Origin of the sequence: Corynebacterium auriscanis, from assembly GCF_030408435.1 — a bacterium.
GTDB classification, from domain to species: Bacteria; Actinomycetota; Actinomycetes; order Mycobacteriales; family Mycobacteriaceae; genus Corynebacterium; species Corynebacterium auriscanis.
The window spans coordinates 1,452,725-1,476,629 of sequence record NZ_CP047046.1 but is presented as its reverse complement, the minus strand read 5'-3'; the positions used below and the strand labels follow the sequence as shown (position 1 = coordinate 1,476,629).

Genomic DNA, 23,905 nt, shown 5'->3' with positions numbered 1-23,905 from the left:
GGCCAGCTCTACAATATGGGGAATGACCGATAGCATCGCTAGCATCATTGCCCGTGAACTTGGGGTGGAGACCTCCCGTGTGGAGGCCACCATTGCCTTGCTCGACGAAGGCAACACAGTTCCCTTTATCGCCCGCTACCGTAAGGAAATCACGGGCGGACTCGATGACAGCCAACTGCGCACGCTAGAAACCCGCCTGAACTACCTGCGGGAATTGGCGGAGCGGAAGCAAGTTGTGCTCGCGGCCATTGAAGATCAGGGCAAACTCACAGAGGAGCTAAAACAGCGGATTCTAGGCGTCGAGACAAAAGCACGCCTAGAAGACCTATACCTTCCCTACAAAACAACGAGACGCACCAAGGCCACGATTGCGCGCGAGGCCGGGCTGGAGCCGCTGGCGGAGCAACTGCTGAGTGGTACCGATACCGCTCCGGCGGAGTTGGCAGCCGGTTACGTCACGGAAGGATTTGACGACGCTAAAGCGGTTCTCGCGGGGGCCCGAGCCATTGTGGTGGAAAACCTAGCGACGAACGCCGATCTGGTCGGGGAGATCCGCGAAGAGTACTTCAAGCGGGGGCGCGTGGAATCAGCCGTCGTGGAAGGGCAGGAGAGCGCGGGGGCAAAATATCGCGATTACTTCGAATTCGACGAGCCCTTTGAGAAGCTGCCGAGCCACCGGATTCTGGCCCTGCTGCGCGGGGAATCCGAAGGGGTTTTGCGGGTGAACTTCGCCGCAGGTGACGACGATAGCTTCTACGAGGGGCTCATCGCGGAACGGGCTGGTTTGCAACCACAAGGAGATGCCGCCGATAAGTTCCGCGCCGAGTGCGCCCGCTTTGGGTGGCGTACCAAGCTGGCAGTGAGTTCCGCGGTGGATGTGCGGATGCGGTTAAAGGAGAGGGCCGACCAAGCAGCCGTGGACGTGTTTTCCCGGAACCTACGCGACTTGCTGCTGGCCGCGCCCGCTGGTCAGCGAGCCACTTTGGGTTTGGACCCGGGGTACCGCAACGGTGTGAAGTGCGCGGTGGTTGATGCGACGGGCAAGGTGCTGGATACGATCGTGGTGTACCCGCACACCGGCGCGGGCACATGGGATGAATCCCGCGCAGCGCTGGCCCAACTGGTGGCCAAGCACAAGGTGGAACTGCTGGCGGTCGGCAATGGAACCGCCAGCCGCGAGACGGAGAAACTGGCGCGCGAGGTCTCGGACCTCATTGCCCAAGCTGGTGGTGAAAAACCACAGGCCGTCATCGTGAGTGAATCTGGCGCCAGTGTGTACTCCGCTAGCGAGGTGGCCGCGAGGGAATTCCCCGACATGGATGTATCACTTCGTGGTGCGGTCTCTATCGCGCGACGGTTGCAGGATCCGCTGGCAGAGTTGGTCAAAATCGACCCCAAATCCATCGGAGTGGGCCAGTACCAACACGATGTAAACCAAACGCTGCTGGCCCAGGGACTGGATTCCGTGGTGGAATCAGCCGTGAACTCCGTAGGCGTGGACCTGAACTCCGCCAGCGCCCAGCTGCTCGGCCGCGTGGCCGGTGTGAGCAGCACCGTGGCGGACAATATCGTGGCATATCGTGACGAAAACGGCGCGTTTACGTCCCGCAAGGAATTGCTCAAAGTGCCTCGGTTGGGGCCAAAGGCGTTTGAACAGGCTGCGGGATTCTTGCGCATCAGGGGTGGCGCGGACCCACTGGATGCCTCCGCCGTGCACCCCGAGGCTTACCCGCTGGTGCGCGACATCGTGGAACGCACGGGAGTGGCCATCGAGGACTTGGTGGGCAACTCGACGGTGCTGTCGAAGCTGAAGCCAGTGGATCTGGCGACCGAGCAATACGGAGTGCCAACAGTTACCGATGTACTAGCGGAACTCCTTAAGCCCGGTCGCGATCCGCGTCCGACCTTCAAAACAGCCAACCTCGCAGATGGTGTGGAAAAGATCAGCGACCTCAAGGTGGGCATGGTGCTGGAGGGCACGGTCACCAATGTGGCGGCATTCGGTGCGTTCGTGGATATTGGTGTACATCAGGACGGGCTGGTGCACGTCTCTGCCATGAGCCACAAATTCGTGCGCGATCCGCATGACGTCGTTCGCTCCGGCCAAGTGGTCAAGGTGAAAGTAATGGAGGTCGACGAAGCTCGGCAGCGCGTGGGCCTATCGCTACGCTTGGATGATGAACCGGGTGGGCGTCACAAGAAAAAGGCCCCCACGCCAGCCCCGGCGCCCCGCGGCGGTATGGCTGCAGCGCTCAAGCGCGCGGGATTTGGTGGATCCTAGAAACGATGCCATACTATTCGGGTTAAACCTGTTGTGGGTACGAACCCGTAGGCGCACCAATAGGAGTGAAAAGCCGCGTGGGTCCTCTATCCAGACGAACGTAAGGATTACACATCCATGAATATTCTTGACAAGGTCGATGCAGCATTCCTGCGCGACGACATCCCAGAATTCCGCGCCGGTGACACCCTTGACGTGCACGTCAAGGTTATCGAGGGCTCCAAGTCTCGTGTCCAGGTCTTCCGCGGTGTAGTTATCCGTCGCCAGAACTCCGGTGTACGTGAGACCTTCACTGTTCGCAAGATCTCCTTCGGCATCGCCGTGGAGCGCACCTTCCCAGTGCACTCTCCGAACATCGATCACATCGACGTTCTATCCCGCGGTAAGGTTCGCCGTGCGAAGCTGTACTACCTGCGCAACCTGCGCGGCAAGGCAGCCAAGATCAAGGAAAAGCGCTAAACAATCATCGCTTAATTCGCTTGAATGCAACCCCAGCCCACTGTTGCTCCCCACGCCGGGAGCCAAGGGCTGGGGTTTTTGCTGTGAATGGTATCCTCAACAATCGTGTCACATGAATCTGAAGCTGCCCCAGCGAAGCCCGAGAAGCAAAAAAAGACCTACCCATGGTGGGTAGAAATGCCGATCATCATCGTCGTGACGATGCTGTTACTAGGCGCCTTTAACACCTTTGTCGGGCGTATGTACCTCATCCCGTCGGAATCGATGGAACCCACCTTGCATGGCTGCGCAGGTTGCACGCCTGACCGTATCTTCGTGAATAAGCTGGCCTACCGTGGCGATAAGCAACCCGAGGCCGGTGACGTGATCGTGTTCGTGGGGACGGATTCGTGGAACGAGACTTATACCTCCAAGCGCAGCTCCAATGCCGTGGTGGGTGGACTGCAGACTGCTGGGGAAAAGATCGGCCTGCTGGCTCCAGATGAAAACACTCTAGTCAAGCGCGTGATCGCCACGGAGGGGCAGACCGTGCAGTGCCGCAAGGGTGACCCGGGGATTATGGTCAATGGCAAAAAGATCGACGATTCCTACACTATGAACCCGCCGGTCAACCCGATTGATACCACTCGGGGTTCCCGCGAATGCCAGGGCAACTACTTTGGCCCCATCACCATTCCGGATAACTCCCTGTGGATGATGGGGGACAACCGCACGAACTCCTTCGATTCCCGCGGTCACATTGGGGATCAGTACCAGGGCACGATTCCGGTGGATAACGTCGTGGGCCGAGTGGAATCTATCGTCTTACCGTTCAGCCGGATCGGTGGCGTGGATAGTCTGCCCATCCAGCAGTAGACCACCCCACCGGTAATATCACCATGGATATGGAGGCGGAGCTCACCGCTGCCGGCCTGGGGCCCGTAGCGGGCGTGGATGAAGCTGGTCGGGGCGCGTGTTGCGGTCCCATCAGCATTGCGGCGTGCATCCTGCCGGAGGGGGACTTGCCCGAGCTGACGCGACTCACGGATTCCAAAAAGCTCACGGAAAAGCGACGTGAGGAACTTTTTGGCGTCATTAAAAAAGTAGCCACGGCCTACGCCATCGTGCACATTCCGGCAGAAGAAATCGACAAGCTGGGCATTCAGCACGCCAATGTGTCCGGTATGCGGCGGGCAGTGGCGAAGCTGGATGTGATTCCGGGGTATGTGCTGACGGACGCGATGCGCGTGCCAGGGCTAGCTCAGCCGCATTTGCCGGTACTGAAGGGCGATCAGATGGCGCGGTGCATTAGTGCTGCGAGTGTGCTGGCCAAAGTTAGTCGCGACCGGTTAATGAGGGAGATTGATCAGCAGTATCCCGGTTATGGTTTAGCAGGTCACAAAGGTTATGGCACGAAGGCTCACATGGACGCGGTGAGTCTACACGGTGGCACCCCATATCACCGCTACACTTACTCCAATGTGGCCGCAGCACAGGCGGTGTGGCTGAACAATGGTGGTTAAATACTGGTGGTTAAACATCGAGGCGAGGAAGGGCTGATCTGAGCGTGAGCGCTGAGGAACTGGACGACTACGAAGCTAATGTTGAGCTGTCCATGTACCGCGAGTATCGCGACGTGGTGAGCCAATTTTCCTATGTGGTGGAAACCGAACGCCGGTTTTACCTCGCCAATGCTGTGGAGCTGATCCCCCGCAATTCCGGCGGGGAGGTTTACTACGAGGTGCGGATGTCCGATGCGTGGGTGTGGGACATGTACCGCCCCGCTCGTTTCGTACGCTACGTGCGGGTTATTACCTACAAGGATGTCAACATCGAGGAGCTGGACAAGCCCGAGCTGAACTTCCCTGAGTAGGTAAATTTACAGGTTTTTCGTTGTCCACAGGTTGTAGCTTATTCACAACCTCGTGGGTGTTTGCGGCCGTGGGTGCCTTTTTTATCTCGACGCCACGCTGTGCCCCGCTACGTTATTGATGGAAACACTAGTAACGCGCAAGGGGGAAAGATGGCACACTCACGAGCAGTGGGGGCCGCGGGGGAACAGCAAGCGGTGCACTACTTGGAGAAACAGGGATATCAACTGTTGCAGCGCAATTACCACTGTCGCGTTGGGGAGTTGGATGCGATTGCCAGAGCACCCGGTGGGGAAGTGGTGTTCATCGAAATCAAATGGCGCGCCCATGAGTGTGATGGGGGTGGGTTAGCTGCCGTCAACCGGGCGAAGTTGCAGCGTATGCGCGTGGCCGCTACGCATTGGATGGCGGAAAATCCCCAGTGGACAAAAGCGGCGACTGGGCTGCGCTTCGATGTCATCGATGTAGGGCCTCACGGGGTACGCGAGCACATGCAGGGGGTGTGGTGACATGAGTGTGGGAACCAGTTACTCCATGGCTCTGGAAGGCATGGAAGGACGGTTGGTCACGGTGGAATGCGACGTGAGCCGCGGATTGCCGGGCATCAGCGTGGTTGGATTGGGCGATGCGGCGGTGCTGCAGGCTAAAGAGCGTATTCGCGCGGCGTTGGGGAATTCTGGCATCAACTGGCCGGGTTCACGAACCGTCATGAGTTTGTCCCCGGCTTCACTGCCGAAGGCGGGCGCGGGGTATGACCTGGCGATGGTTCTGGCAATGCTGGCTGCGAAAGGTTGCACGACAGGGACTAAGCAACGCTTGGGCTCGGCGGTGATTGTGGGGGAGTTAGGGCTGGAGGGCGATGTCCGCCCCGTCGATGGCGTGCTGGCCATTGTGTTGAGCGCAATGAGGCAAGGCTTCGACACCATTGTGATTCCACAAGGGAATGCCGAGGAGGCCGCGCGCGTGAGCCAGGCTATGTCCGCGACAACGGAAGTGGTGTGTGTGGAGCACCTGAAAGATGCCATCGAATGGATGCACGGGGCGCAACTGTCCGCCGCTGCCATGGTGGCCCCTCTGCAGGACACGCAGATGAAGCACTCGCGCGTGGACTTGGCGGACGTGGTGGGCCAACCGGAGGCCAAGCGCGCCGTGGAAATCGCCGCCGCCGGCGGTCATGCACTCATGTTCACCGGGCCGCCAGGGTCCGGAAAATCCATGCTGGCAGGCTGCATTCCAGGCATCCTGCCGCCCATGACAACCATGGAGCAGGTCGAGGCTGCTGCAGTGCACTCTGTGGCGGGTTCGAAAGGAAACCCCGGTGCGATTTGGGCGGGGCAGCGACCATTCGTGGCTCCACACCACACGGTGACGCATGCCGCTTTGATCGGAGGTGGCAATACCCCACGGCCGGGTGCAGTTTCTTTGGCCCACCACGGGGTGTTGTTCATCGACGAGGTCGCCGAAGCCAAGGCCAGTGTCCTCGATGGTTTGCGCGTGCCGATGGAGACTCGATCCGTGGAGCTTGTACGCCAGCGCCACATCGTGCGCTACCCAGCCCACTTCCAATTGATCCTCGCTGCCAACCCCTGCCCGTGTGGCGCGGAATTCGCTGCAGAATGCACGTGCCCAGGCGCGGTCAGGGCACGCTATCAGGCCAAACTTTCGGGTCCATTGCGCGACCGCATCGACATCTTTGCTCGGACCCGCACGACCACCAGCGCCACGCTGACTGCAGAAACCCCGGAGACCACATGTGCGGTGGCTGAGCGCGTGGCCGAGGCTCGGCAGCGGGCCCTTGCTCGTTGGGGGCAAGTGAACGCCGCAGTCCCCGGCAAACTCCTGCGCGCGCAACACCCCGCCACCGATGAGGCCATGCTGGTGTTACAGGACATGCTGCGTACGAAAACCCTCACTCAGCGGGGTGTGGACCGTGCTCTACGGGTGGCTTGGACCCTGGCCGATTGGTCCGGCTGCCCCAAACCCGGCTTAGAACAAGTTTGCGATGCGGTAGACATGTATCGCGATGGAGCGGAAGTGCACGCATGACCAGCCGACAGATGGCGTGGATATATCTGCGCCGAGTTATTGAAGCCAGCCGGACAGAGGTCCTCGAACTGCTGTGGGACGGCGCTGATACACCCGACCCCGAAAAGCTCGCCCACCGCATACGCACGCGCGATGCCACGTTGCCCGAAACGCTCCTTTCCACCACCGAACAGCGCTGGGATTGCACACCCGAACGGGATGCCGAACTAGCTAAGGCACGAGGCTACCGCCTGGTTACGCCGGACGACGATGAATGGCCCAGCACCATGGATGCGGCCTTTGGGCGAATGGGTAACAGCGGCGCGGAGATGGAGGCCAACGTCAGAGGCCAGTCGGCTCCACCTTTTGCACTGTGGGTCGCAGGGCCCAATCGATTGGATACCAGTGTGCAACGGGCGGTCACTGTCGTGGGGACCAGGGCGGCGTCGAATTATGGAAAAGAAGTGACTAAAAGCATCGCCACGCAGCTGGCGCAAGACAATGTAACCGTGGTGTCCGGCGGGGCAATGGGGATCGATACGTATGCACATACCGCGGCGCTGCATGCCGGTGGCACGACCGTCGCGGTGATGGCATGCGGATTGGACGTGGATTATCCCCGTGCAAATTCGCATCTGTTTCGCCACATTGAGCGCTCCGGCTTGCGCGTGAGTGAATACGCACCGGGAACCGCGCCCGCGCGGCATCGATTTCTCACCCGCAACCGGCTGGTGGCCTCCTTAGGACAGGTGGCGGTGATGGTGGAAGCCGCGCTGCGCTCCGGTGCCATTAACACGATGAACTGGGCCGAGGCCATGGTTATACCCAACCTGGTGGTGCCGGGGCAGATCACCAACGTGAACGCGCAAGGCTGCCTGGTCCGTGTACAACAAAACCGCGCGGAGCTGCTGCGCCGGTACGAAGACATCCTGGTACTCTTGGACCCGCTTGGAGACCAACTGGAACTGGGCTTGCCCACCACGGAGAAAATGCTGAGCTGGGAACAAACCGCAGTCTTCGATGCGTGCGGGGAAGGGGGCGGGGAACTTGCGGACATCGTGGGTAACACCGGGCTGGCCGCCCAACCGGTGATTCGGGCGCTGCGGGCCTTAGAAACAGCCGGGCTCATCACCCGGGTGGGCGCTAAGTGGAGGCGGGTGGAATAGATCCCTACAATTCCTAGGCATGACCGCCACACCACCCACCCTGTCACAGGCTCTCGATGCCTATGAGGAACACCTGCAATACGTGGTGGGGCGCTCCTCGAATACCATTACCGCCTATCGCAAGGACCTCGCAGCGGCACTCGAGGGGCTAGAGGAGATCAGTGAGTTCACGCTCAACCACGCTCGCGATGTGTTGGGCTGGTCGCTAGATGCAGGTCACAGCCGGGCCAGCATGGCCCGCATGGTATCCAGCCTCAAGGGGTTCGGTGCATTCCTCGCCCACAAAGGCTGGGTGGCTGCCAACCCGGTAGCGGCACTGCGCGCGCCCAAACTGGAACGCACCCTGCCGCGGGTATTGCGCGCCGATCAAGCCACGCGGGTTTTGGATCTGGCCCGGGAGCGCGCCACCAGTGAACCCGATAATCCCATCGCCACACGGGACTGGGCCATGGCTGAAGTGCTTTTCGCCACCGGCATGCGTGTATCCGAACTAACCGGCGCTGACGTGGACGATGTGGACTTCACTAACAACGTTGTGCGCGTGCTGGGTAAAGGTAACAAGCAACGCGTGGTTCCATTCGGACCCACCGCGCGCAAAGCCCTCGAACAGTGGCTGAGCCGCCGGGGAGAAATCAGGCGGGGTGACATCAGTCGCGACAGGAGCGCACTTTTCCTCGGCACGCGCGGCGGACGGATCAACCAACGCCAAGTGCGCACAGTGATAAACAACATGACGGACTCCACTGATGTGCCCCGCCTGTCCCCCCACGGCTTGCGGCACTCCACGGCAACCGCGGTCCTCGAAGGCGGAGCTGACCTGCGTGTGGTCCAGGAGATGCTGGGCCACGCCAGCATGCAAACAACCCAGATCTACACACACGTGGGTACCGAGCGCCTCAAAGCAGTGTTCAATCAGGCACACCCGCGGGCTGGGAACCCTCCGGAATAAGTCGCACCACTGCTGGGCCCAGCAGCTCCATGGGATCCACATAAACCCACTGCGCGCTCCCACCGCCCGGTACTTTCGCTCCCCAGGACAGTCCCGGATCGCGCCGGGCCGTCTGCGGTAGCTTGTTCGTATCCGCCAGCATTCCAATCACCTGGCCCCGTCGAACCTTGGTTCCTGCGCGCACAACCGCCCGCACTGGCTCATATGTGGTGCGCACCCCACTGTGGTGATCCACGCTGACCACGGGCGTTCCCGCCACCACACCGGCGAACGCAACGATTCCGGTCGCGCTGGCTACCACCTTGTCGCCTGGCAGGGCCTTAATATCGACGCCCCGGTGTCCCGGCCTCCAGTTCTGTTCTGGAATATCGGCGGGTTTGAGCACGTAGGTGGCTGGATCGGCGCTCACCGGGACACCCGCCACAGGCACCCGGTGAATCCGAACCAGTGGCGGGGCAGTTCTGCCTGGCGCGGTTTCTGCGACCCCCGCATGCGCTGCGAGGAAAAGCGAACAAAGAATGGCACTGATACGAGTCCTCATAGGACTCATGGTTCAGCGTGGCGTCGGAATAAAATAGGTACACAAGCGGCGAGACGAAAAAGCTGTGGAAATAGGCGCAATTGTCCACAAGACAAAAGAAAAAATTTGCGGTGCGGAGAGTTGTATCCTGCGTGGGGCAGGCGGTAAGCTGATGGGCGCAGTATGTCCGGCGACGGGCTGTAGGAGGTTAAAACTCCAACAACCGGTGCCAACGCGAACGGCACTGTTCGGCCGCTGGGCTGCTGACTACGCGTAGATGTTCGCACCCCGACACATCACGGCTCAACCTGCTACGGTCCCGCACCAAAACAACGAGTGTGGGTGTCAAGGCTGGCCACAGCTATAACGGGGAAATCTGCCAGGACGAGGCATAAGCCACGGGGTACAATCCGTGTCGAGTGCGTCGTAAGAAAACCGTCAAAACCCAAACTTTCGAAAGCGAGGAAGGGACGGCAGCTACAGCACAAAAGCCGTCCCTGTAACACTATGGCTGTTGTTACAATGCGCGAACTGCTGGACGCTGGTGTGCACTTCGGTCACCAGACCCGTCGTTGGAACCCGAAGATGAAGCGCTTCATCTTCACCGACCGCAACGGCATTTACATCATCGACCTGCAGCAAACCCTAACCTTCATCGACGAGGCTTACGAGTTCGTCAAGGAGACCGTTGCCCACGGTGGCAACATCCTCTACGTCGGTACCAAGAAGCAGGCACAGGAAGCCGTTGCTACCGAGGCTGAGCGCGTCGGTATGCCATACGTCAACCACCGCTGGCTCGGCGGTATGCTGACCAACTTCCAGACCGTTGCTAAGCGTCTGCACCGCCTGAAGGAACTGCAGGCTATGGACGCCGCAGAGGACGGCTACAAGGGTCGTACGAAGAAGGAAATCCTGATGCTGACCCGCGAGCGCAACAAGCTGGAGCGCGTTCTCGGCGGTATCGCAGAGATGAACAAGGTTCCTTCCGCTCTGTGGATCGTGGACACCAACAAGGAGCACATCGCGGTTGCTGAGGCTCAGAAGCTGCGTATCCCAGTTGTGGCTGTCTTGGACACCAACTGTGACCCAGATGTTGTTGACTTCCCAATCCCAGGCAACGATGACTCCATCGGTTCCGCTGCTTTGCTAACTCGCGTAATCTCCTCCGCAGTTGAGGAAGGCCGCAAGGCTCGCGCTGAGCGTCAGGAAGCAGCCGCTAAGGAAGCAGCGGGGGATGCCCCAGCTGCGGAAGAAGCTCCCGCAGCTGATGAGGCTCCGGCAGCTGAGGCCGAGGCGCAGACCGACAACGCTTAAAAAGCATGGGCGTTAATCGTCACCTAGGCTGAATAACAGTCGCATAAGATGACAAACGCATTAGAAACTTCCACCCGAAGGAGGATCGCCCAACATGGCGAACTACACCGCTGCAGACGTTAAGAAGCTCCGCGAGCTCACCGGCGCAGGCATGATGGACTGCAAGAAGGCTCTCGAAAAAGCCGGTGGCGACTTCGATAAGGCTATCGAGATTCTGCGCATCAAGGGTGCTAAGGACGTGGGCAAGCGCGCTGAGCGCTCCGCTTCTGAGGGCCTGATTGCCGTTTCTGGCAACACCATGATCGAGGTCAACGCTGAGACCGACTTCGTGGCCAAGAACCAAGAGTTCATTGACTTCGCCAACAAGGTCGCCGAGGCTGCGGCTGAGGCCAAGGCTAACTCCCGTGAGGAGCTAGAGGCGGTTCAGGTCGATGGTCAGTCCGCAGCTGAAGCTCTTCAGCAGCTCTCCGCCAAGATTGGTGAGAAGCTGGAGCTGAAGCGTGCCGTTACCGTTGAAGGTGACAAGGTTGCTGTTTACCTACACCACCGTTCCGCTGACCTGCCACCGGCAGTTGGCGTACTGGTCACCTACGAAGGTGATAACGCGGACGCCGCACGTGCCGCTGCTATGCAGGTTGCCGCGTTGAAGGCTAAGTACCTGAACTCTGACGAGGTTCCAGCCGAGACCGTGGCCAAGGAGCGTGAGATTGCTGAGGCTACCGCCCGCGAGGAGGGTAAGCCGGAAAAGGCTCTGCCAAACATCATTGAGGGTCGTCTGAAGGGCTACTTCAAGGACGTTTGCTTGCTGGATCAGCCATCCGTCACCGAGTCCAAGAAGACCGTGAAGCAGGTTATGGACGAGGCCGGCGTCACCCTGACCGGCTTCGAGCGCTTCGAGGTTGGCCAGGCGTAACCCGCCGCCACCTTCTGGCTCTTTTAACTCGACGCCCAGCTCGTCCCCATATCGGGGGCTGGCTGGGCGTTTTGTTGTGCGTGGGGTTAGTCGTTACGAAGGTGGAGCAGGCGCGCTGATAAACTCGATCAACGACAAACGACGATAGGCGAAGCGCGCTTGCAGCCTCGTAAAATCCCCCATCTAAGGAGAATAGTGAGCACTGACGAGACAACAACCGGGTTCAAACGTGTAATGCTGAAGTTGGGTGGAGAGATGTTCGGTGGGGGCAATGTCGGCATTGACCCGGACGTCGTGCAAAACGTGGCCCGCCAGATCGCGGAGGTATCCAAGAACGGTACGGAGGTGGCCGTCGTTATTGGTGGCGGAAACTTCTTCCGTGGGGCTCAGCTGCAGCAGCGCGGGCTGGACCGGTCTCGCTCCGACTACATGGGTATGTTGGGCACCGTGATGAACTGCCTGGCGCTGCAGGACTTCCTCGAGCAAGAGGGCGTTGACTGCCGTGTGCAGACCGCGATTCAGATGACGCAGGTGGCGGAACCATACCTGCCACTACGTGCGGATCGGCACCTGGAAAAGGGTCGCGTGGTCATTTTCGGCGCGGGTATGGGTATGCCCTACTTCTCCACGGATACCACAGCTGCTCAGCGTGCTCTGGAGATCGGCTGCGACGTACTGTTGATGGCGAAGGCCGTGGATGGTGTGTACAGCGACGACCCACGCACCAACCCCGATGCGGAGCTGTTTACCAATATCACCCCTCGCGAGGTCATCGAGAAGGGGCTGCGCGTCGCCGATGCCACCGCGTTCTCCCTCTGCATGGACAACAACATGCCGATCTTGGTTTTCAACCTGCTCGCTGAGGGCAATATTGCACGGGCCGTTTCCGGTGAGCGTATTGGTACCTATGTTGGTTCCGACGCCGCGGACCGCTAACCCCAGCCTGTCCTCTGGACCCTACGACAACCGAAACTGGTAGATTTTAATTATGATCGACGACATTCTGCTTGAATCCGAAGAGCGTATGGCAAGCTCCGTTGAGCACGCCCGTGAAGAGCTCACGACTATCCGTACCGGTCGTGCCAACCCGGCGATGTTCAACGGCATCATCGCCGAGTACTACGGGGTACCAACCCCTATTACCCAGATGGCAACGATCAGCGTGCCTGAGCCGCGCATGTTGATCATTAAGCCCTACGAAGCATCCACGATGAATGACATCGAGAACGCCATCCGTAACTCCGACCTCGGCGTGAACCCCACCAATGACGGCCAGGTCCTGCGCGTTACGGTTCCGCAGTTGACCGAGGAGCGCCGTCGAGATTTGGTGAAGGTTGCCAAGTCCAAGGGCGAGGATGCCAAGATCGCCATCCGCAACATTCGCCGCAAGGGCATGGAAGGCCTGAGCCGGATTCAGAAAGATGGCGAAGCCGGTGAAGATGAAGTCAAGGCTGCTGAGAAGGAGCTGGAGAAGGTCACCCACAACCACGTGGAGCAGGTTGACGGGCTGGTAGAGCACAAGGAACAGGAGCTCATGGAGGTGTAAACCTCCATTGGTTTTTAACCTGCCGTCACCAGGCACACGCATAGAAGGGGAATGAGAAAGGCCGTGGCCTTACCTAAGCCGAAGAATAACGCTGGGCGTAACCTGACCCAGGCGGTCTCCGTCGGAGTTCTTCTAGGGGGACTGGCCATCGGCGCACTTCTGAACCCGTTCTTGTGGTACCCCCTGGTGGCGATTGCGTTGGGCTTGGCGGTCTACGAGGTCTGGCGCCGATTGTACGAAACTGGCTACGTGTTGAGCCTGATCGTTCTAAGCATCGGCGCGCAGGTCATGGTGTGGCTATCGTGGCCGTTCGGCACCACCGGTTTGGTCGCCGGTTATGTGACCAGCGTGCTGTTATTGATGATCACACGGCTTTTCCACCACGGCAGGCATTCCCCGCCACACAACTATGTGCGCGATGTGGCCGTGGGCGTGTTCGTTCTTACGTGGATTCCGCTCTTTGGTTCCTTTGCGGCAATGCTCTCGCGGATGGAAACCGAGACCGCCAGTGGCGTGGCCTTCATCTTGACGTTCATGGCTTGCGTGGTGGCGTCGGATGTAGGTGGGTATATATTTGGGGTGTTCTTCGGCAGTCATTCGATGGCGCCGGCGGTGAGTCCAAAGAAATCGTGGGAGGGTTTTGCCGGGTCGGTGCTGCTATCAACCGTGGTGGGTATTGCCACTGTGACGTTGATGCTGGGGGCACCGTTTTGGGTGGGCGTACTACTGGGCGTGGGCCTAGCAGTGTGCGCCACATTGGGGGACTTGGTCGAGAGTCAGTTCAAACGGGACCTGGGGATTAAGGACATGTCCGGCATGTTGCCGGGGCACGGAGGCCTGATGGATCGCCTAGACGGCATGCTGCCAGCCGCGATGATCACGTGGGTGGTCCTCAATATGATCAGTGGCAGCTAGCCGCAACTAGGCGCGCTTAACCTGGCGGCGAAGCTGCAGGATGCGCACGCCACCCACGAGGGCCATGATCAGGGCGCCGAGGATAGCTGAGAGCAACATGCCCACGCCGATGGGCAATTGGATAGACCAAGCGAACAATTGCAAGTCGAACTTCTCTTGGTTCTGCAAGATGAAGGTCAGCAGAACGATCAGGAGCAGCACACCGATGATCAGGGCTACCCAGGTACCACCCGCTGTAGAGCCCTTGACGCGACGCTGGGGATCGCGATCGGCGGTTTCGCTAGGGGCAACGGGGGAGTCGTAGGAGTTGAAGTCCTGAGACTCGTTAAAGGGAGCGGTGTTATTCGACATATCACCTATTCAACTGCAAAAGTGACCGAAGTGCCACCGGCGTGCAATAATAACCTGCATCATGGCTGAACCAGTGAAATTGACGTTTACCGCTCCACGCAGGGGAAAGCCGCCGGTACACCTGGCGGATATGAGCCGCGAAGAAGTCAAAAATGCAGTTGAAGAATTGGGATTGCCCAAGTTTCGTGCGGACCAGTTGGCGCGGCAGTACTACGGGCGCCTGTTGGCGGATCCCGAGGATATGACAGACTTGCCGGAGAATAAGCGAAAGCCGGTGCGAGACGCGCTCTTCCCGGAGTTGATGACACCATTGCGTCACCTGAATACCGATGATGGGGAAACGCGCAAAACGTTGTGGCGACTGTTCGACGGCACGTTGTTGGAATCGGTTTTGATGCGCTACCCGGGCCGCGCTACCTTGTGTATTTCTTCGCAGGCAGGGTGCGGTATGGCCTGCCCATTTTGTGCTACCGGGCAGGGTGGATTGGACCGTAACCTCTCGGTGGGGGAAATGGTGGAACAGGTTCGTTTCGCCGCCGCCGCGATGCGTGATGGGGAAGTGGAAGGCGGGGAAGGGCGACTGTCCAACATCGTGTTTATGGGTATGGGCGAACCGCTGGCCAACTACAAGCGTGTGGTGGATACGGTCCGCAAGATTACTTCTCCTCCGCCATTGGGATTTGGTATTTCTCAGCGTAACGTGACTGTCTCCACAGTCGGATTGGCTCCGGCCATTCGAAAGCTGGCTGACGAAGGAATGACGGTGCGCTTGGCCGTTTCACTGCACACCCCCGATGATGAATTACGCGATGAGTTAGTGCCGGTGAACAATCGCTGGTCGGTGGATGAGGTGCTGGATGCCGCGCGATACTACGCGGATACCTCCGGTCGGCGTGTGTCTATCGAATATGCCCTTATTCGCGATATGAATGACCAACCGTGGCGGGCCGAGCTACTGGGCAAGAAGTTGCGTGGGGCGCTGGGGTCTAAGGTGCACGTCAATGTGATACCTCTAAACCCAACCCCCGGTTCTAAGTGGGATGCCTCCCCAAAGGAAGTGCAAGACGAGTTCGTTCGCCGAGTGGAAGCCCAGGGCGTGCCGTGTACCGTGCGCGATACGAAGGGCCAAGAAATTGCGGCGGCTTGTGGGCAGCTCGCCGCTGAAGAGAATTAAGAGACTTAGGCTACCCTGAGCTGGTTTCAGCTACGCCTATCCTTGCTGGCGGGAAGGCGTGCGCTACCCATATAGTCGCTATCATGCTTGAAACCATCGCAGGTATTCCTGCGCACGCCCTTCTTGTTCATGCAGCGGTGGCCTTTCTGCCCACCACCGCCAGCACCGTATGTGCTCGGAGTTCCGGGGAGGCCATGCTTCCTCTGCTGGGTTTGTCTGAGGAAAACCCTGGTGAGGTCGGAGTCTAAAGAAATGCATAGCGCTGATTCACCACATGCTGCTGAAGCACACAACTCGGCTATTAATTCCAAACTGAATTGGTTGCGCGCTGGTGTGCTCGGCGCCAACGATGGCATCGTCTCCACTGCTTGCATCTTGCTCGGCGTGATCGCGGCAGGCAGTGGTACTTCCGCGATCATGATTGCCGGCGTGGCAGCCGCTGTGGCGGGTGCTGTCTCCATGGCGCTAGGCGAGTACGTATCGGTATCCGCACAGCGCGACTCTGAACGCCACTTCATTCATCTGGAGAAGTCCGAACTGCGGGACTACCCTGTAGAAGAACACCGCGAATTAGTGGAGATTCTGCAGGGGTATGGCGTATCCCATGACATCGCCGACCGTGCTGTGACAGACATCGAATCGAAAGACCCACTCAAAGCTCACTTGAAGTTGGAGCTGGGTATCGATAGCGAGGACCTTACGAACCCATGGGCTGCGGCGTTGTCGTCGGCCGTTGCGTTTACTTTGGGTGCGTTGCTTCCCATCATGTCCGTGATTTTGGCGCCCGCCTCGTCCCGAGGGCTCACGGTTACTTTCGTGACCCTAGCTACTTTGGTTCTCACGGGTTACGTTTCGGCGCGAATCTCCGATACCAATAGGGGACGCTCCATGCTGAGGCTGCTCATTGGCGGTGCCTTAGGCCTGATCGTCACCTATGGAGTTGGTTTGCTGTTCGGTACAGGAGTTGCTTAACCAAACAAGAAGTCCCTCGCCTAGGAAGGCGAGGGACTTTGGCTTTCCGGTGAGTAAACCGGAGGCCTAGTTAGTTCTGAACCGTTTCGGTGCTTTTGTAGTTGTGGTTCAGTGCTGCGGACTGCTCAGGGGTGAGGTTTGCGTAAACTCCGGTGCGGTTGAGCTGATCGGCAGCCCAGTCAGGCTCGATGTGGCCGACTGGCTTGTTGCGAGCAGTCACGGTCTTCTTCACCTTGCCACGGGAACCCATTGCCCACTTCGCGGTACCGGCGAAGACGAGAATTGCTAGGCCAATCAGCCAGATGTTCTCCACATTACCCCGGTGGTTGCCGAAGAGCATGCCCAGTAGGAACAGGCCACCGATGAGACCGGCAAGAATGATGGAGCGCTTAGATAGCTCACTCCAGCCCCAGCCTGCGGATGGAACATCCCTGGTAGAAACGCCGTTGAACACTTCGTGCTTTACGGGGTGGCTGTCGTGCGGGTGTGCGACCGCGTGAGCGCCCGTGTGGTCGTGTGCGCCGTCGTGATCGATAGCAACAGCTTCGGAAGTTGCCTTAGCGTGGGATCCCACCGTTTCCTCCTGATGTCAAAGGTAAACCATTCTGCGAGGAGCTCACGCACCGCGAGTTGGCACCTGCAGATATAACTTGAAACCATTTTGGCATATTGTTGCCACAAACACGCCATTGACTGGAGCCCTGCACCCCTAAATGTGACCATTTGGCACATGGGTGCGCAGAAATGACTGAGCCAAACGGGGATGTCTGATTCATATGGAACAATGTTCGTTGTGAACACTCGTGTTGTAGTACTCGGAAGCACTGGATCCATAGGCACACAGGCTCTGGAGATCATTTCGGAGAACCCGGACCGGTTCCAGTTGATTGGTATCTCGGCCCACGGCAGCAAACCAGAATTACTGTTGGAGCAGGCCAAGAAGTTTAACCTGCCCGCCGATAGGGTCGCAGTGGCAAGTGATGTGGCCGCGGATTTCATCGAAGCCGAAATTGGTGGGCACACCATTCGCGGTACAGATTCAGCACGGGAATTGGTCGAAGCCGTTGCCGATGAACTCACCGAAGATGATGTGATTCTCAACGCGTTGGTTGGTTCATTGGGTCTGGATGCCACTTTGAAGAGTCTCGAAACTCCTGCAAAGCTGGCCCTTGCCAACAAGGAATCGCTCGTCGCTGGTGGACAGTTGGTGCTGAAAAACGCCAACCCTGGGCAGCTCATTCCCGTGGATTCGGAGCATTCGGCCATTGCCCAATGCCTGCGGGCTGGTAAGGCGGACGAAGTCAATACGCTGGTTCTTACTGCCTCCGGTGGTCCTTTTCGTGGATGGACCCGCGCCCAGCTGGAACCGGTCACACCCCTGCAGGCAGCGGCCCATCCAACGTGGTCCATGGGGCAGATGAACACCTTGAATTCCGCCACCATGGTGAACAAGGGCTTGGAGCTCATTGAGGCCAGCCTGTTGTTCGGCATCCCATCCGATCGCATCGAAGTGACCGTGCACCCGCAGTCCATCGTTCACTCAATGGTCACGTTCGTGGATGGCTCGACGATTGCCCAAGCCTCCCCTCCATCGATGCGTTTGCCGATTTCCCTGGCTTTGGGATGGCCGGACCGCATTGAAGGGGCACACCGCAAGCTCGACTTCACCAAGGCCGGTACGTGGGAGTTCGAACCACTGGACGAAGCAGTTTTCCCCGCAGTGGAGCTCGCGCGTCAAGCCGTTGCTACCGGTGGGGCGATGCCTGCTGTTTACAACGCGGCTAACGAGGAAGCTGCTGTGGAATTTCTGGCCGGCACTCTGTCATTCCCGCGCATCGTCGATACGGTTGCTGCGGTCATGGAAGATTGCGAGCACCTCAAATCTGAACCCGTTGATCTCGAGGAAGTTCTCGCCGCCGAACGCGAAGCCCGCAATAAGGCTCACGAGAGGATGGCTCAATGGCTTTCGCACTAGGCATCATCCTCTTCGGGCTGGGAATCGCTATCTCCATTGCCTTGCACGAAGCCGGCCATATGTATGCCGCGCGGTGGACCGGGATGCGCGTGCGCCGCTACTTCATCGGTTTTGGGCCGACCTTGTGGTCCACCACCAAGCACAGCGCGAAGCATGGGCAAACCGAGTACGGTCTCAAAGCCATCCCCCTCGGCGGTTTCTGCGATATCGCCGGCATGACCAAGCTCGACGAGATGACGGCGGAGGATCGGCCCTTCGCCATGTACGACCGCCCCGCCCGTGCACGTATATTCGTCATGCTGGGCGGCATCATCATGAACATCATTCTGGCGCTGGGCCTGATCTACGCCGTGGCGCTGGCATGGGGACTGCCTGACCGCAGTGTGCAATTCACACCAACCGTCGCATCTACAGCCTGTGCCGCTCCCCAACAAAATCCGGACGGCACTCTGGCAGCCTGTTCCGGCGCAGGGCCCGCGGCCGAGTCAGGGATCCAACCCGGGGACACCTTCGTGAGTATCAACGGCGAACAGGTCGCCGACTTCCCAGCGTTTTCCAAGCAAGTATCCCAACTGGGTAAAGATGCCAACGCGAATCAGGGCAAGCAACCGGGCGATACCATCACTGTTCCCGCGGAAGTCCAACGCGGAGACTCCGCCGTGCCCGTGGACTTGAAAATCCAGATCGTGGAGCGGCTCAACTCCGCAGGGAACACGATGGTGGTTGGAGCGGTGGGCGTCAAAGCGAAAGTCCCGGAGTATCGAGTACAGCATTACAACCCGGCTACGGCCGTGGGTGGCGCCCTGAGCTTCACGGGGATGGCGGTGAAGGAAACCGCGAGGGGGCTCGCGGAGCTGCCGCAGCGTTTTCCTGGCGTGGTGGCCAGCATTTTCGGTGGCGACCGCGCCGATGATTCCCCCATGAGCGTGGTGGGAGCCTCCCGTCTTGGTGGCGAATTGGTCAAGTACGACCAGTGGGCCAGCTTCTTCATGGCGTTGGCCAGCCTGAACCTCTTCCTCGCTGCGTTTAACCTCGTACCGCTGCCACCGCTGGACGGTGGACATATAGCTGTGGTGTTGTGGGAAAAGGTGCGGGACTTTTTCCGACGCCGAAAGGGGCTGGCCCCCGGCGGTCCCGCGGACTACACGCGCCTGATGCCGGTGACCTACGCAGCGTCATTGATACTGCTGTTATTCGGTGTGACGGTGATCGTAGCGGACGTCGTCAACCCGATCCGCCTGTTCTAGTTTCTCGCGCGTAGACTGGTCGAGAGATTTATCGTTGCTTCGAAAGGTGCTGAGGACTAACTTCATGACTGGCATTTCACTGGGGATCCCCGACGGCCCACCACCCACCCTGGCGCCACGGCGCAAGACCCGCCAGCTAATGGTTGGGAACGTGGGCGTGGGTAGTGATTACCCAATTTCGGTACAGTCCATGACCACCACGAAAACACACGACGTTAATGCCACTTTGCAGCAGATCGCGCAGCTGACTGCGTCGGGCTGTGACATCGTGCGTGTCGCGTGTCCTAAGACCGTGGATGCGGAAGCTCTTCCGGCGATTGCGCGCAAGTCGCCGATCCCGGTGATTGCAGACATTCACTTCCAGCCCAAGTACATTTTTGCAGCTATCGATGCGGGTTGCGCGGCCGTGCGTGTGAATCCGGGCAACATCAAGGAATTCGATGGGCGAGTCAAGGAAGTCGCGAAGGCCGCCGGTGATGCGGGTGTTCCAATTCGCATCGGAGTGAACGCCGGTTCCCTGGATAAACGCATCATGGAAAAGTACGGCAAAGCCACGCCTGAGGCATTGGTTGAATCCGCGCTGTGGGAAGCCGGTTTGTTCGAAGACTGCGACTTTGGGGACATCGCTATTTCCGTGAAGCACAACGACCCAGTGATTATGGTGGAGGCCTACCGTCAGTTGGCGGAAAAGTCTGATTATCCGCTGCACCTAGGGGTGACCGAGGCCGGACCAGCATTCCAGGGCACCATTAAGTCCTCTGTGGCTTTCGGTGCGCTGCTGAGCCAAGGCATCGGCGATACCATCCGCGTGTCCCTGTCAGCGGACCCCGTGGAAGAGATCAAGGTCGGCGACCAGATTCTGCAGTCGCTGAACCTCCGTCCGCGCAAGCTAGAGATCGTGTCCTGTCCATCGTGTGGTCGTGCACAAGTGGATGTGTACAAGCTGGCCGAGGAAGTGACCGCCGGCTTGGAGGGGATGGAATTCCCATTGCGCGTGGCCGTCATGGGATGTGTCGTGAATGGTCCAGGTGAGGCCCGCGACGCAGACCTCGGGGTGGCCTCCGGCAATGGAAAGGGTCAGATTTTCGTGAAGGGTGAGGTCATTAAGACTGTGCCCGAAGACCAGATTGTGGAAACCCTCATCGAGGAAGCAATGCGCATTGCCGACGAAGAGGGCATGGAAGCGATCGAAGGCCAAAAGGCCGAGGTTCGCGTTACTAAGTAGTAGCTCCATCTACGATCGTCGCTCCATCCACAATCGTCACCGTGCGATCCAGCGATTGCAGCTGTTCTTGGTCGTGGGAGACGTACAGCGCGGGAATGCTCCGATCGTGGGCGAGGTTCTTGACCAAAGCCGTCACTTCGGTGGCGGCTTTGGTGTCCAGCGCGGCGGTGGGCTCATCGACCAGCAACAGCTCGGGATTATTCATAAATGCCCGGGCTAAATTCACTCGTGCCTGTTGACCACCGGACAGCTCGCCCGTCTTGGCTCGAGCCTTATCCCCGAGGCCCACGGCCTCCAGTAAATCCCGTGCCCTCCTCTTGTCTTCGCTCTTGTTCCCACGGAATAACTTCCCGAGATGGCGCATCATCACCAACTGTTCTTCGGCGGTGAGCGCGGGCAGCAAGTTCGGCTGCTGGAAAACGATTCCGAGGCTGTCCCGCCGGATTCGAGCTGCCTGCGCACCACGGGCGGCAGCCAGGTCTATCGAACCTTGCGCCGTATTGAGCACCGCGCGACCTGAGGTGGGCTCTTGCAAACACCCCACCACCGCCAACAGCGTGGACTTCCCGGAACCCGACGGGCCGGTAATGCCGACCACTTCGCCTCCATCCACGGTGAAGCTCACGTTGCTGAGGATGCGGCGGGTCGTGGTGCCATCTTGCACATCGAGGGTGAGCCCCTCGGTCACTAGGGCTGGGTTTTGTGTAGACATATTGAACCTTCTTTCGTGAGGGGAGGGAAATGGGTTTTACCCGGCCGCCAGCGCGGTACGCGGGGAGACTTTCAAAACGGGACGTATGGAAATCGTGGCTCCCAGCAGCCCGGCAACCGCCAAGATCACTGCGGGCTGCGCCAAGGTGGTAGCGCTCAAGGTGATTGGCATTGCCGACGCCAACGCGGACCCCGCTATGAATGTGATCAAAACTCCTGCGACGATCCCGCCGGCGAGGATGACAAGGGCCTGTCCCAACGAGTCGCCAATCAACACACGTCGCGAGGCTCCGAGGGCGGAAGAAATGGCCACCCCACGCAGGCGTTGCATGGTCCAGACGGTGAAAAATGCGCCCAGCACAAGTGCTGAGATCACGTACAGCAGTACGACCATCATGTTCAGGGAGGTCTGTTCGCCCTGATAGCTGGCAGAAGCATTCCACCGCTCCTTGCCCTTCAGCATGACGGTGCCACTGGGTGCTGCGAAATCCTCGCTCACCAAAGCCGCGGTGGACGCGCCTGGGTCATCTTTGAGGTCGCGAGGGTTCACACTCAGGACTGGTTGGTGATCCAAGTAGACCTCATCGGAGACTGTGACCGCGGACTTCTCAGGCATCGCAGCCTGGGCATCGTTGTACAGCACCTCGGGTACCTCGACAGTGCCGGGTTTGACCTGCGCGTCGCTGAGAAGCACGACGGTGGACGTGCCCACCTTGGCACGGGACATGTACAGCGCTTCGCCGCCAGCGGCCTCGACAGCCTGCAGCTGGTTCGGGGTCAATCGCGAAGAAGCTAGGGAGCTGGTGCCGCTATCTTGTAGCAGCAGTGCTTGCTTGGACTGGGTGGCGTCGGAATTAAAACGAGCCTGCAACGCCGAGACGGATTCGAAAGACAAACCAGCAGCCAGCGATGAAAGGAAGGTGACCATGATGGTGATCATTCCGACGGTAATGGTGATCAACGCTGTGCGGCCTTTGGCGGACCGGAGTTCTCTAATTCCCTGAAACATACTTCAATGATCGTTTGACGTGCGCGTTTACACATCGGGCGCAAGGCTGGACTTTGGTTCCTACTAAAGTTGGAACAATGATCGGTAGAAGGGCCCTAGGAAGGCACGAGGCGGCGCGCAGGCGCGTTGATCAACTCGACCGAGTGTGGACGGCACTGGGGCATTCGCTGCACTTGCTGGTTTTCATCCTGCTGGTGGTGACAGTCGTGGTCGACGGGATGTCTTGGCAGGTCGTGGCGTTCGCGTTGGCGTACAGCTCGGGGCGCATGATCCCGCAGCGGTCGGTGTGGATCGCGCTGGTTCTGGCTACGTGGGTGCTGCTGTTCGTTCGGGGCGAGTCGGCTGTCTACTTGGTGTTTGCGTTGTTCTTTGTGGTGCTGGGGGTGTTCCGTCCGCGTGTTTCGGTGCCGTTAGTATTCGTGATGACGGGTTTGGCGGTTTACGGCATCGCACGCAATGTTGGGTGGACCGTCGGTGGGATCATCGGTCCGATCATCGGCGCGCTGGTCGCGATCGCCTTGGGTTTAGGATTCCGGATGCTACGTGTGGAGGCCCAAGCACGCGAGGAAGAATCCCACCGCGCGGGCGAAATGCAGGAACGCGCGCGAATTGCCGGGGACATTCACGACACGATCGCGCAGGGCTTGAGCTCCATCAACATGCTGTTGCATTCGATTGAAGGGCAAATCTCTTTACTCGACGCCACCACGTTGGATCCCGGAACCCGAGAGCAGCTGGGGCGCCAAATCCGCCTGGCCCAGACCACCGCGCAGGAAAACCTGCTGGAGACCCGGCGTATCATCGCGGCTTTGCAACCGAGTCCGATGATGGGGGCGGATCTGCCGGTCGCGTTGGCCCGCGTCGCTAGCTCCACCGCGATGGGGCAGGCCATCACGTTCGACGTGGACGGGGAACCGCGTAGTGTCAGCGCGGCCGTGGAGCAGGAATTGGTGCGAATCGGGCAATCGCTGGTCAGCAACATCGCCCTTCATGCCAATGCCACGCGAGGGCGGGTGACACTGACTTTCCAACCAGACCAAGTGGTGCTGGATGTAGTCGATAACGGCGATGGTTTCGATATGGCGAGTATGCATGAACTGGGGTTGCGTACGCACCGCTCCCGAGAGGGGACCGTATTGGTGGATGCGGCACACCCCGGACAGCAGCTGGATGCGACGGGGTTGGCGGGTGTGCTGCGCCGAGTGAAAGCAGTGGGGGGAACGATGGCGCTAGAAGCCGAACCGGGTGGCGGGTGCGGTGTTGCCGTGCAGATCCCGACGGGTGGGCGCGAGTAGTCTGGAGC

Annotated in this window: 26 protein-coding genes; 21 read left to right on the top strand and 5 right to left on the bottom strand. The window is 59.4% G+C overall.

Annotation, left to right across the window (positions count from 1 at the left end; genetic code table 11):
* Positions 1–22: 22 nt before the first annotated feature.
* The 9 genes from CAURIC_RS06255 to CAURIC_RS06215 all read left to right on the top strand — a co-directional run bounded on the left by CAURIC_RS06255 (position 23) and on the right by CAURIC_RS06215 (position 8,730).
* Positions 23–2,281 (top strand): Tex family protein, encoded by a 2,259-nt coding sequence (locus CAURIC_RS06255; protein WP_035112783.1) that lies wholly within the window; start codon positions 23–25, stop codon positions 2,279–2,281.
* A gap of 117 nt (positions 2,282–2,398) precedes the next feature.
* Entirely contained in the window at positions 2,399–2,740 is a 342-nt protein-coding gene (gene rplS / locus CAURIC_RS06250; RefSeq protein ID WP_035112784.1) for a 50S ribosomal protein L19, read from the top strand.
* Between the two features lie 87 nt (positions 2,741–2,827).
* Positions 2,828–3,595, top strand: coding sequence for a signal peptidase I (gene lepB, locus CAURIC_RS06245; RefSeq protein WP_035112785.1), 768 nt, complete (start codon positions 2,828–2,830; stop codon positions 3,593–3,595).
* A 29-nt stretch (positions 3,596–3,624) separates the two neighbouring features.
* On the top strand, positions 3,625–4,242 hold the full coding sequence (locus tag CAURIC_RS06240) for a ribonuclease HII (RefSeq protein ID WP_035112786.1): 618 nt from the start codon (positions 3,625–3,627) through the stop codon (positions 4,240–4,242).
* A gap of 44 nt (positions 4,243–4,286) precedes the next feature.
* Positions 4,287–4,592, top strand: coding sequence for a DUF2469 domain-containing protein (locus tag CAURIC_RS06235; protein ID WP_013888641.1), 306 nt, complete (start codon positions 4,287–4,289; stop codon positions 4,590–4,592).
* A 150-nt stretch (positions 4,593–4,742) separates the two neighbouring features.
* Entirely contained in the window at positions 4,743–5,099 is a 357-nt protein-coding gene (locus tag CAURIC_RS06230) for a YraN family protein (protein ID WP_035112787.1), read from the top strand.
* A gap of 1 nt (position 5,100) precedes the next feature.
* Complete coding sequence (locus CAURIC_RS06225; protein WP_035112789.1) at positions 5,101–6,636, top strand: YifB family Mg chelatase-like AAA ATPase; 1,536 nt, start codon at positions 5,101–5,103, stop codon at positions 6,634–6,636.
* Positions 6,633–7,781 (top strand): DNA-processing protein DprA, encoded by a 1,149-nt coding sequence (dprA, locus tag CAURIC_RS06220; protein WP_035112792.1) that lies wholly within the window; start codon positions 6,633–6,635, stop codon positions 7,779–7,781. The genes CAURIC_RS06225 and dprA overlap by 4 nt, the downstream gene beginning before the upstream one ends.
* A 19-nt stretch (positions 7,782–7,800) precedes the next feature.
* Complete coding sequence (locus tag CAURIC_RS06215; protein ID WP_035112794.1) at positions 7,801–8,730, top strand: tyrosine recombinase XerC; 930 nt, start codon at positions 7,801–7,803, stop codon at positions 8,728–8,730.
* Here CAURIC_RS06215 and CAURIC_RS06210 read toward each other — a convergent pair.
* Positions 8,690–9,271 (bottom strand): M23 family metallopeptidase, encoded by a 582-nt coding sequence (locus CAURIC_RS06210; RefSeq protein ID WP_035112796.1) that lies wholly within the window; start codon positions 9,269–9,271, stop codon positions 8,690–8,692. The genes CAURIC_RS06215 and CAURIC_RS06210 overlap by 41 nt on opposite strands.
* 486 nt (positions 9,272–9,757) lie before the next feature.
* Here CAURIC_RS06210 and rpsB point away from each other — a divergent pair, with 486 nt between their 5' ends.
* From rpsB to CAURIC_RS06185, 5 genes are all read left to right on the top strand, one after another.
* On the top strand, positions 9,758–10,564 hold the full coding sequence (gene rpsB, locus CAURIC_RS06205) for a 30S ribosomal protein S2 (RefSeq protein WP_035112798.1): 807 nt from the start codon (positions 9,758–9,760) through the stop codon (positions 10,562–10,564).
* Positions 10,565–10,658: 94 nt separating this feature from the next.
* Positions 10,659–11,477 carry a translation elongation factor Ts gene (gene tsf, locus CAURIC_RS06200; RefSeq protein WP_035112799.1) on the top strand — a complete coding sequence of 273 codons (819 nt, stop codon included), beginning with the start codon at positions 10,659–10,661 and terminating at the stop codon, positions 11,475–11,477.
* Between the two features lie 234 nt (positions 11,478–11,711).
* Positions 11,712–12,413: a UMP kinase gene (gene pyrH, locus CAURIC_RS06195; protein ID WP_290183422.1), complete on the top strand. Its 702-nt coding sequence runs from the start codon at positions 11,712–11,714 to the stop codon at positions 12,411–12,413.
* 52 nt (positions 12,414–12,465) lie between these two features.
* Positions 12,466–13,023 carry a ribosome recycling factor gene (gene frr, locus CAURIC_RS06190; protein WP_035112801.1) on the top strand — a complete coding sequence of 186 codons (558 nt, stop codon included), beginning with the start codon at positions 12,466–12,468 and terminating at the stop codon, positions 13,021–13,023.
* Between the two features lie 51 nt (positions 13,024–13,074).
* Positions 13,075–13,938 (top strand): phosphatidate cytidylyltransferase, encoded by an 864-nt coding sequence (locus CAURIC_RS06185; protein WP_035112803.1) that lies wholly within the window; start codon positions 13,075–13,077, stop codon positions 13,936–13,938.
* 6 nt (positions 13,939–13,944) lie between these two features.
* Here CAURIC_RS06185 and CAURIC_RS06180 read toward each other — a convergent pair whose 3' ends face one another.
* Positions 13,945–14,289 (bottom strand): LapA family protein, encoded by a 345-nt coding sequence (locus tag CAURIC_RS06180; RefSeq protein WP_290182115.1) that lies wholly within the window; start codon positions 14,287–14,289, stop codon positions 13,945–13,947.
* Positions 14,290–14,350: 61 nt separating this feature from the next.
* Between CAURIC_RS06180 and rlmN the strand changes: the two genes are divergently transcribed.
* From rlmN to CAURIC_RS06165, 3 genes are all read left to right on the top strand, one after another.
* Positions 14,351–15,463, top strand: coding sequence for a dual-specificity RNA methyltransferase RlmN (rlmN, locus tag CAURIC_RS06175; protein ID WP_265914367.1), 1,113 nt, complete (start codon positions 14,351–14,353; stop codon positions 15,461–15,463).
* Positions 15,464–15,546: 83 nt separating this feature from the next.
* Positions 15,547–15,711 carry a hypothetical protein gene (locus CAURIC_RS06170; protein ID WP_156963324.1) on the top strand — a complete coding sequence of 55 codons (165 nt, stop codon included), beginning with the start codon at positions 15,547–15,549 and terminating at the stop codon, positions 15,709–15,711.
* A gap of 4 nt (positions 15,712–15,715) precedes the next feature.
* Positions 15,716–16,435 carry a VIT1/CCC1 transporter family protein gene (locus CAURIC_RS06165; protein WP_035112805.1) on the top strand — a complete coding sequence of 240 codons (720 nt, stop codon included), beginning with the start codon at positions 15,716–15,718 and terminating at the stop codon, positions 16,433–16,435.
* A gap of 70 nt (positions 16,436–16,505) precedes the next feature.
* Here the strand turns inward: CAURIC_RS06165 and CAURIC_RS06160 are convergent, their stop codons facing one another.
* Positions 16,506–17,009 (bottom strand): DUF2631 domain-containing protein, encoded by a 504-nt coding sequence (locus CAURIC_RS06160; protein WP_035112807.1) that lies wholly within the window; start codon positions 17,007–17,009, stop codon positions 16,506–16,508.
* Between the two features lie 210 nt (positions 17,010–17,219).
* Between CAURIC_RS06160 and dxr the strand changes: the two genes are divergently transcribed.
* From dxr to ispG, 3 genes are all read left to right on the top strand, one after another.
* A complete protein-coding gene (dxr, locus tag CAURIC_RS06155; protein ID WP_035112809.1) occupies positions 17,220–18,410 on the top strand; it encodes a 1-deoxy-D-xylulose-5-phosphate reductoisomerase in 1,191 nt (396 codons plus the stop codon).
* Positions 18,395–19,657: a M50 family metallopeptidase gene (locus tag CAURIC_RS06150; RefSeq protein WP_035112812.1), complete on the top strand. Its 1,263-nt coding sequence runs from the start codon at positions 18,395–18,397 to the stop codon at positions 19,655–19,657. The genes dxr and CAURIC_RS06150 overlap by 16 nt, the downstream gene beginning before the upstream one ends.
* A gap of 64 nt (positions 19,658–19,721) precedes the next feature.
* Entirely contained in the window at positions 19,722–20,882 is a 1,161-nt protein-coding gene (gene ispG / locus CAURIC_RS06145; RefSeq protein ID WP_290182108.1) for a flavodoxin-dependent (E)-4-hydroxy-3-methylbut-2-enyl-diphosphate synthase, read from the top strand.
* Here ispG and CAURIC_RS06140 read toward each other — a convergent pair.
* The gene (locus CAURIC_RS06140; protein WP_035112814.1) at positions 20,875–21,594 is read right to left on the bottom strand and encodes an ABC transporter ATP-binding protein; all 720 of its coding nucleotides are present in this window, start codon (positions 21,592–21,594) and stop codon (positions 20,875–20,877) included. The genes ispG and CAURIC_RS06140 overlap by 8 nt on opposite strands.
* Positions 21,595–21,630: 36 nt before the next feature.
* Complete coding sequence (locus CAURIC_RS06135; protein ID WP_035112816.1) at positions 21,631–22,602, bottom strand: FtsX-like permease family protein; 972 nt, start codon at positions 22,600–22,602, stop codon at positions 21,631–21,633.
* A gap of 77 nt (positions 22,603–22,679) precedes the next feature.
* On the opposite strand from CAURIC_RS06135, the gene CAURIC_RS06130 reads away from it, so the two are divergent.
* Positions 22,680–23,897, top strand: a complete 1,218-nt coding sequence (locus CAURIC_RS06130; protein ID WP_035112818.1) for a sensor histidine kinase — start codon at positions 22,680–22,682, stop codon at positions 23,895–23,897.
* Positions 23,898–23,905: the final 8 nt, after the last annotated feature.

Excerpts from the sequence above, each read along its gene's own strand:
- CAURIC_RS06255 (WP_035112783.1), top strand. The coding sequence starts at position 23 with ATGACCGATAGCATCGCTAGCATCATTGCCCGTGAACTTGGGGTGGAG.
- tsf (WP_035112799.1), top strand. The coding sequence starts at position 10,659 with ATGGCGAACTACACCGCTGCAGACGTTAAGAAGCTCCGCGAGCTCACC.
- CAURIC_RS06185 (WP_035112803.1), top strand. The coding sequence starts at position 13,075 with ATGAGAAAGGCCGTGGCCTTACCTAAGCCGAAGAATAACGCTGGGCGT.
- CAURIC_RS06215 (WP_035112794.1), top strand. The coding sequence starts at position 7,801 with ATGACCGCCACACCACCCACCCTGTCACAGGCTCTCGATGCCTATGAG.
- rlmN (WP_265914367.1), top strand. The coding sequence starts at position 14,351 with ATGGCTGAACCAGTGAAATTGACGTTTACCGCTCCACGCAGGGGAAAG.
- CAURIC_RS06170 (WP_156963324.1), top strand. The coding sequence starts at position 15,547 with ATGCTTGAAACCATCGCAGGTATTCCTGCGCACGCCCTTCTTGTTCAT.
- CAURIC_RS06240 (WP_035112786.1), top strand. The coding sequence starts at position 3,625 with ATGGAGGCGGAGCTCACCGCTGCCGGCCTGGGGCCCGTAGCGGGCGTG.
- CAURIC_RS06165 (WP_035112805.1), top strand. The coding sequence starts at position 15,716 with ATGCATAGCGCTGATTCACCACATGCTGCTGAAGCACACAACTCGGCT.
- rpsB (WP_035112798.1), top strand. The coding sequence starts at position 9,758 with ATGGCTGTTGTTACAATGCGCGAACTGCTGGACGCTGGTGTGCACTTC.
- CAURIC_RS06150 (WP_035112812.1), top strand. The coding sequence starts at position 18,395 with ATGGCTTTCGCACTAGGCATCATCCTCTTCGGGCTGGGAATCGCTATC.
- CAURIC_RS06135 (WP_035112816.1), bottom strand. The coding sequence starts at position 22,602 with ATGTTTCAGGGAATTAGAGAACTCCGGTCCGCCAAAGGCCGCACAGCG.
- dxr (WP_035112809.1), top strand. The coding sequence starts at position 17,220 with ATGTTCGTTGTGAACACTCGTGTTGTAGTACTCGGAAGCACTGGATCC.
- CAURIC_RS06225 (WP_035112789.1), top strand. The coding sequence starts at position 5,101 with ATGAGTGTGGGAACCAGTTACTCCATGGCTCTGGAAGGCATGGAAGGA.
- CAURIC_RS06230 (WP_035112787.1), top strand. The coding sequence starts at position 4,743 with ATGGCACACTCACGAGCAGTGGGGGCCGCGGGGGAACAGCAAGCGGTG.
- CAURIC_RS06130 (WP_035112818.1), top strand. The coding sequence starts at position 22,680 with ATGATCGGTAGAAGGGCCCTAGGAAGGCACGAGGCGGCGCGCAGGCGC.
- dprA (WP_035112792.1), top strand. The coding sequence starts at position 6,633 with ATGACCAGCCGACAGATGGCGTGGATATATCTGCGCCGAGTTATTGAA.
- CAURIC_RS06180 (WP_290182115.1), bottom strand. The coding sequence starts at position 14,289 with ATGTCGAATAACACCGCTCCCTTTAACGAGTCTCAGGACTTCAACTCC.
- frr (WP_035112801.1), top strand. The coding sequence starts at position 12,466 with ATGATCGACGACATTCTGCTTGAATCCGAAGAGCGTATGGCAAGCTCC.
- lepB (WP_035112785.1), top strand. The coding sequence starts at position 2,828 with ATGGTATCCTCAACAATCGTGTCACATGAATCTGAAGCTGCCCCAGCG.
- CAURIC_RS06210 (WP_035112796.1), bottom strand. The coding sequence starts at position 9,271 with ATGAGGACTCGTATCAGTGCCATTCTTTGTTCGCTTTTCCTCGCAGCG.
- CAURIC_RS06140 (WP_035112814.1), bottom strand. The coding sequence starts at position 21,594 with ATGTCTACACAAAACCCAGCCCTAGTGACCGAGGGGCTCACCCTCGAT.
- pyrH (WP_290183422.1), top strand. The coding sequence starts at position 11,712 with ATGCTGAAGTTGGGTGGAGAGATGTTCGGTGGGGGCAATGTCGGCATT.
- rplS (WP_035112784.1), top strand. The coding sequence starts at position 2,399 with ATGAATATTCTTGACAAGGTCGATGCAGCATTCCTGCGCGACGACATC.
- ispG (WP_290182108.1), top strand. The coding sequence starts at position 19,722 with ATGACTGGCATTTCACTGGGGATCCCCGACGGCCCACCACCCACCCTG.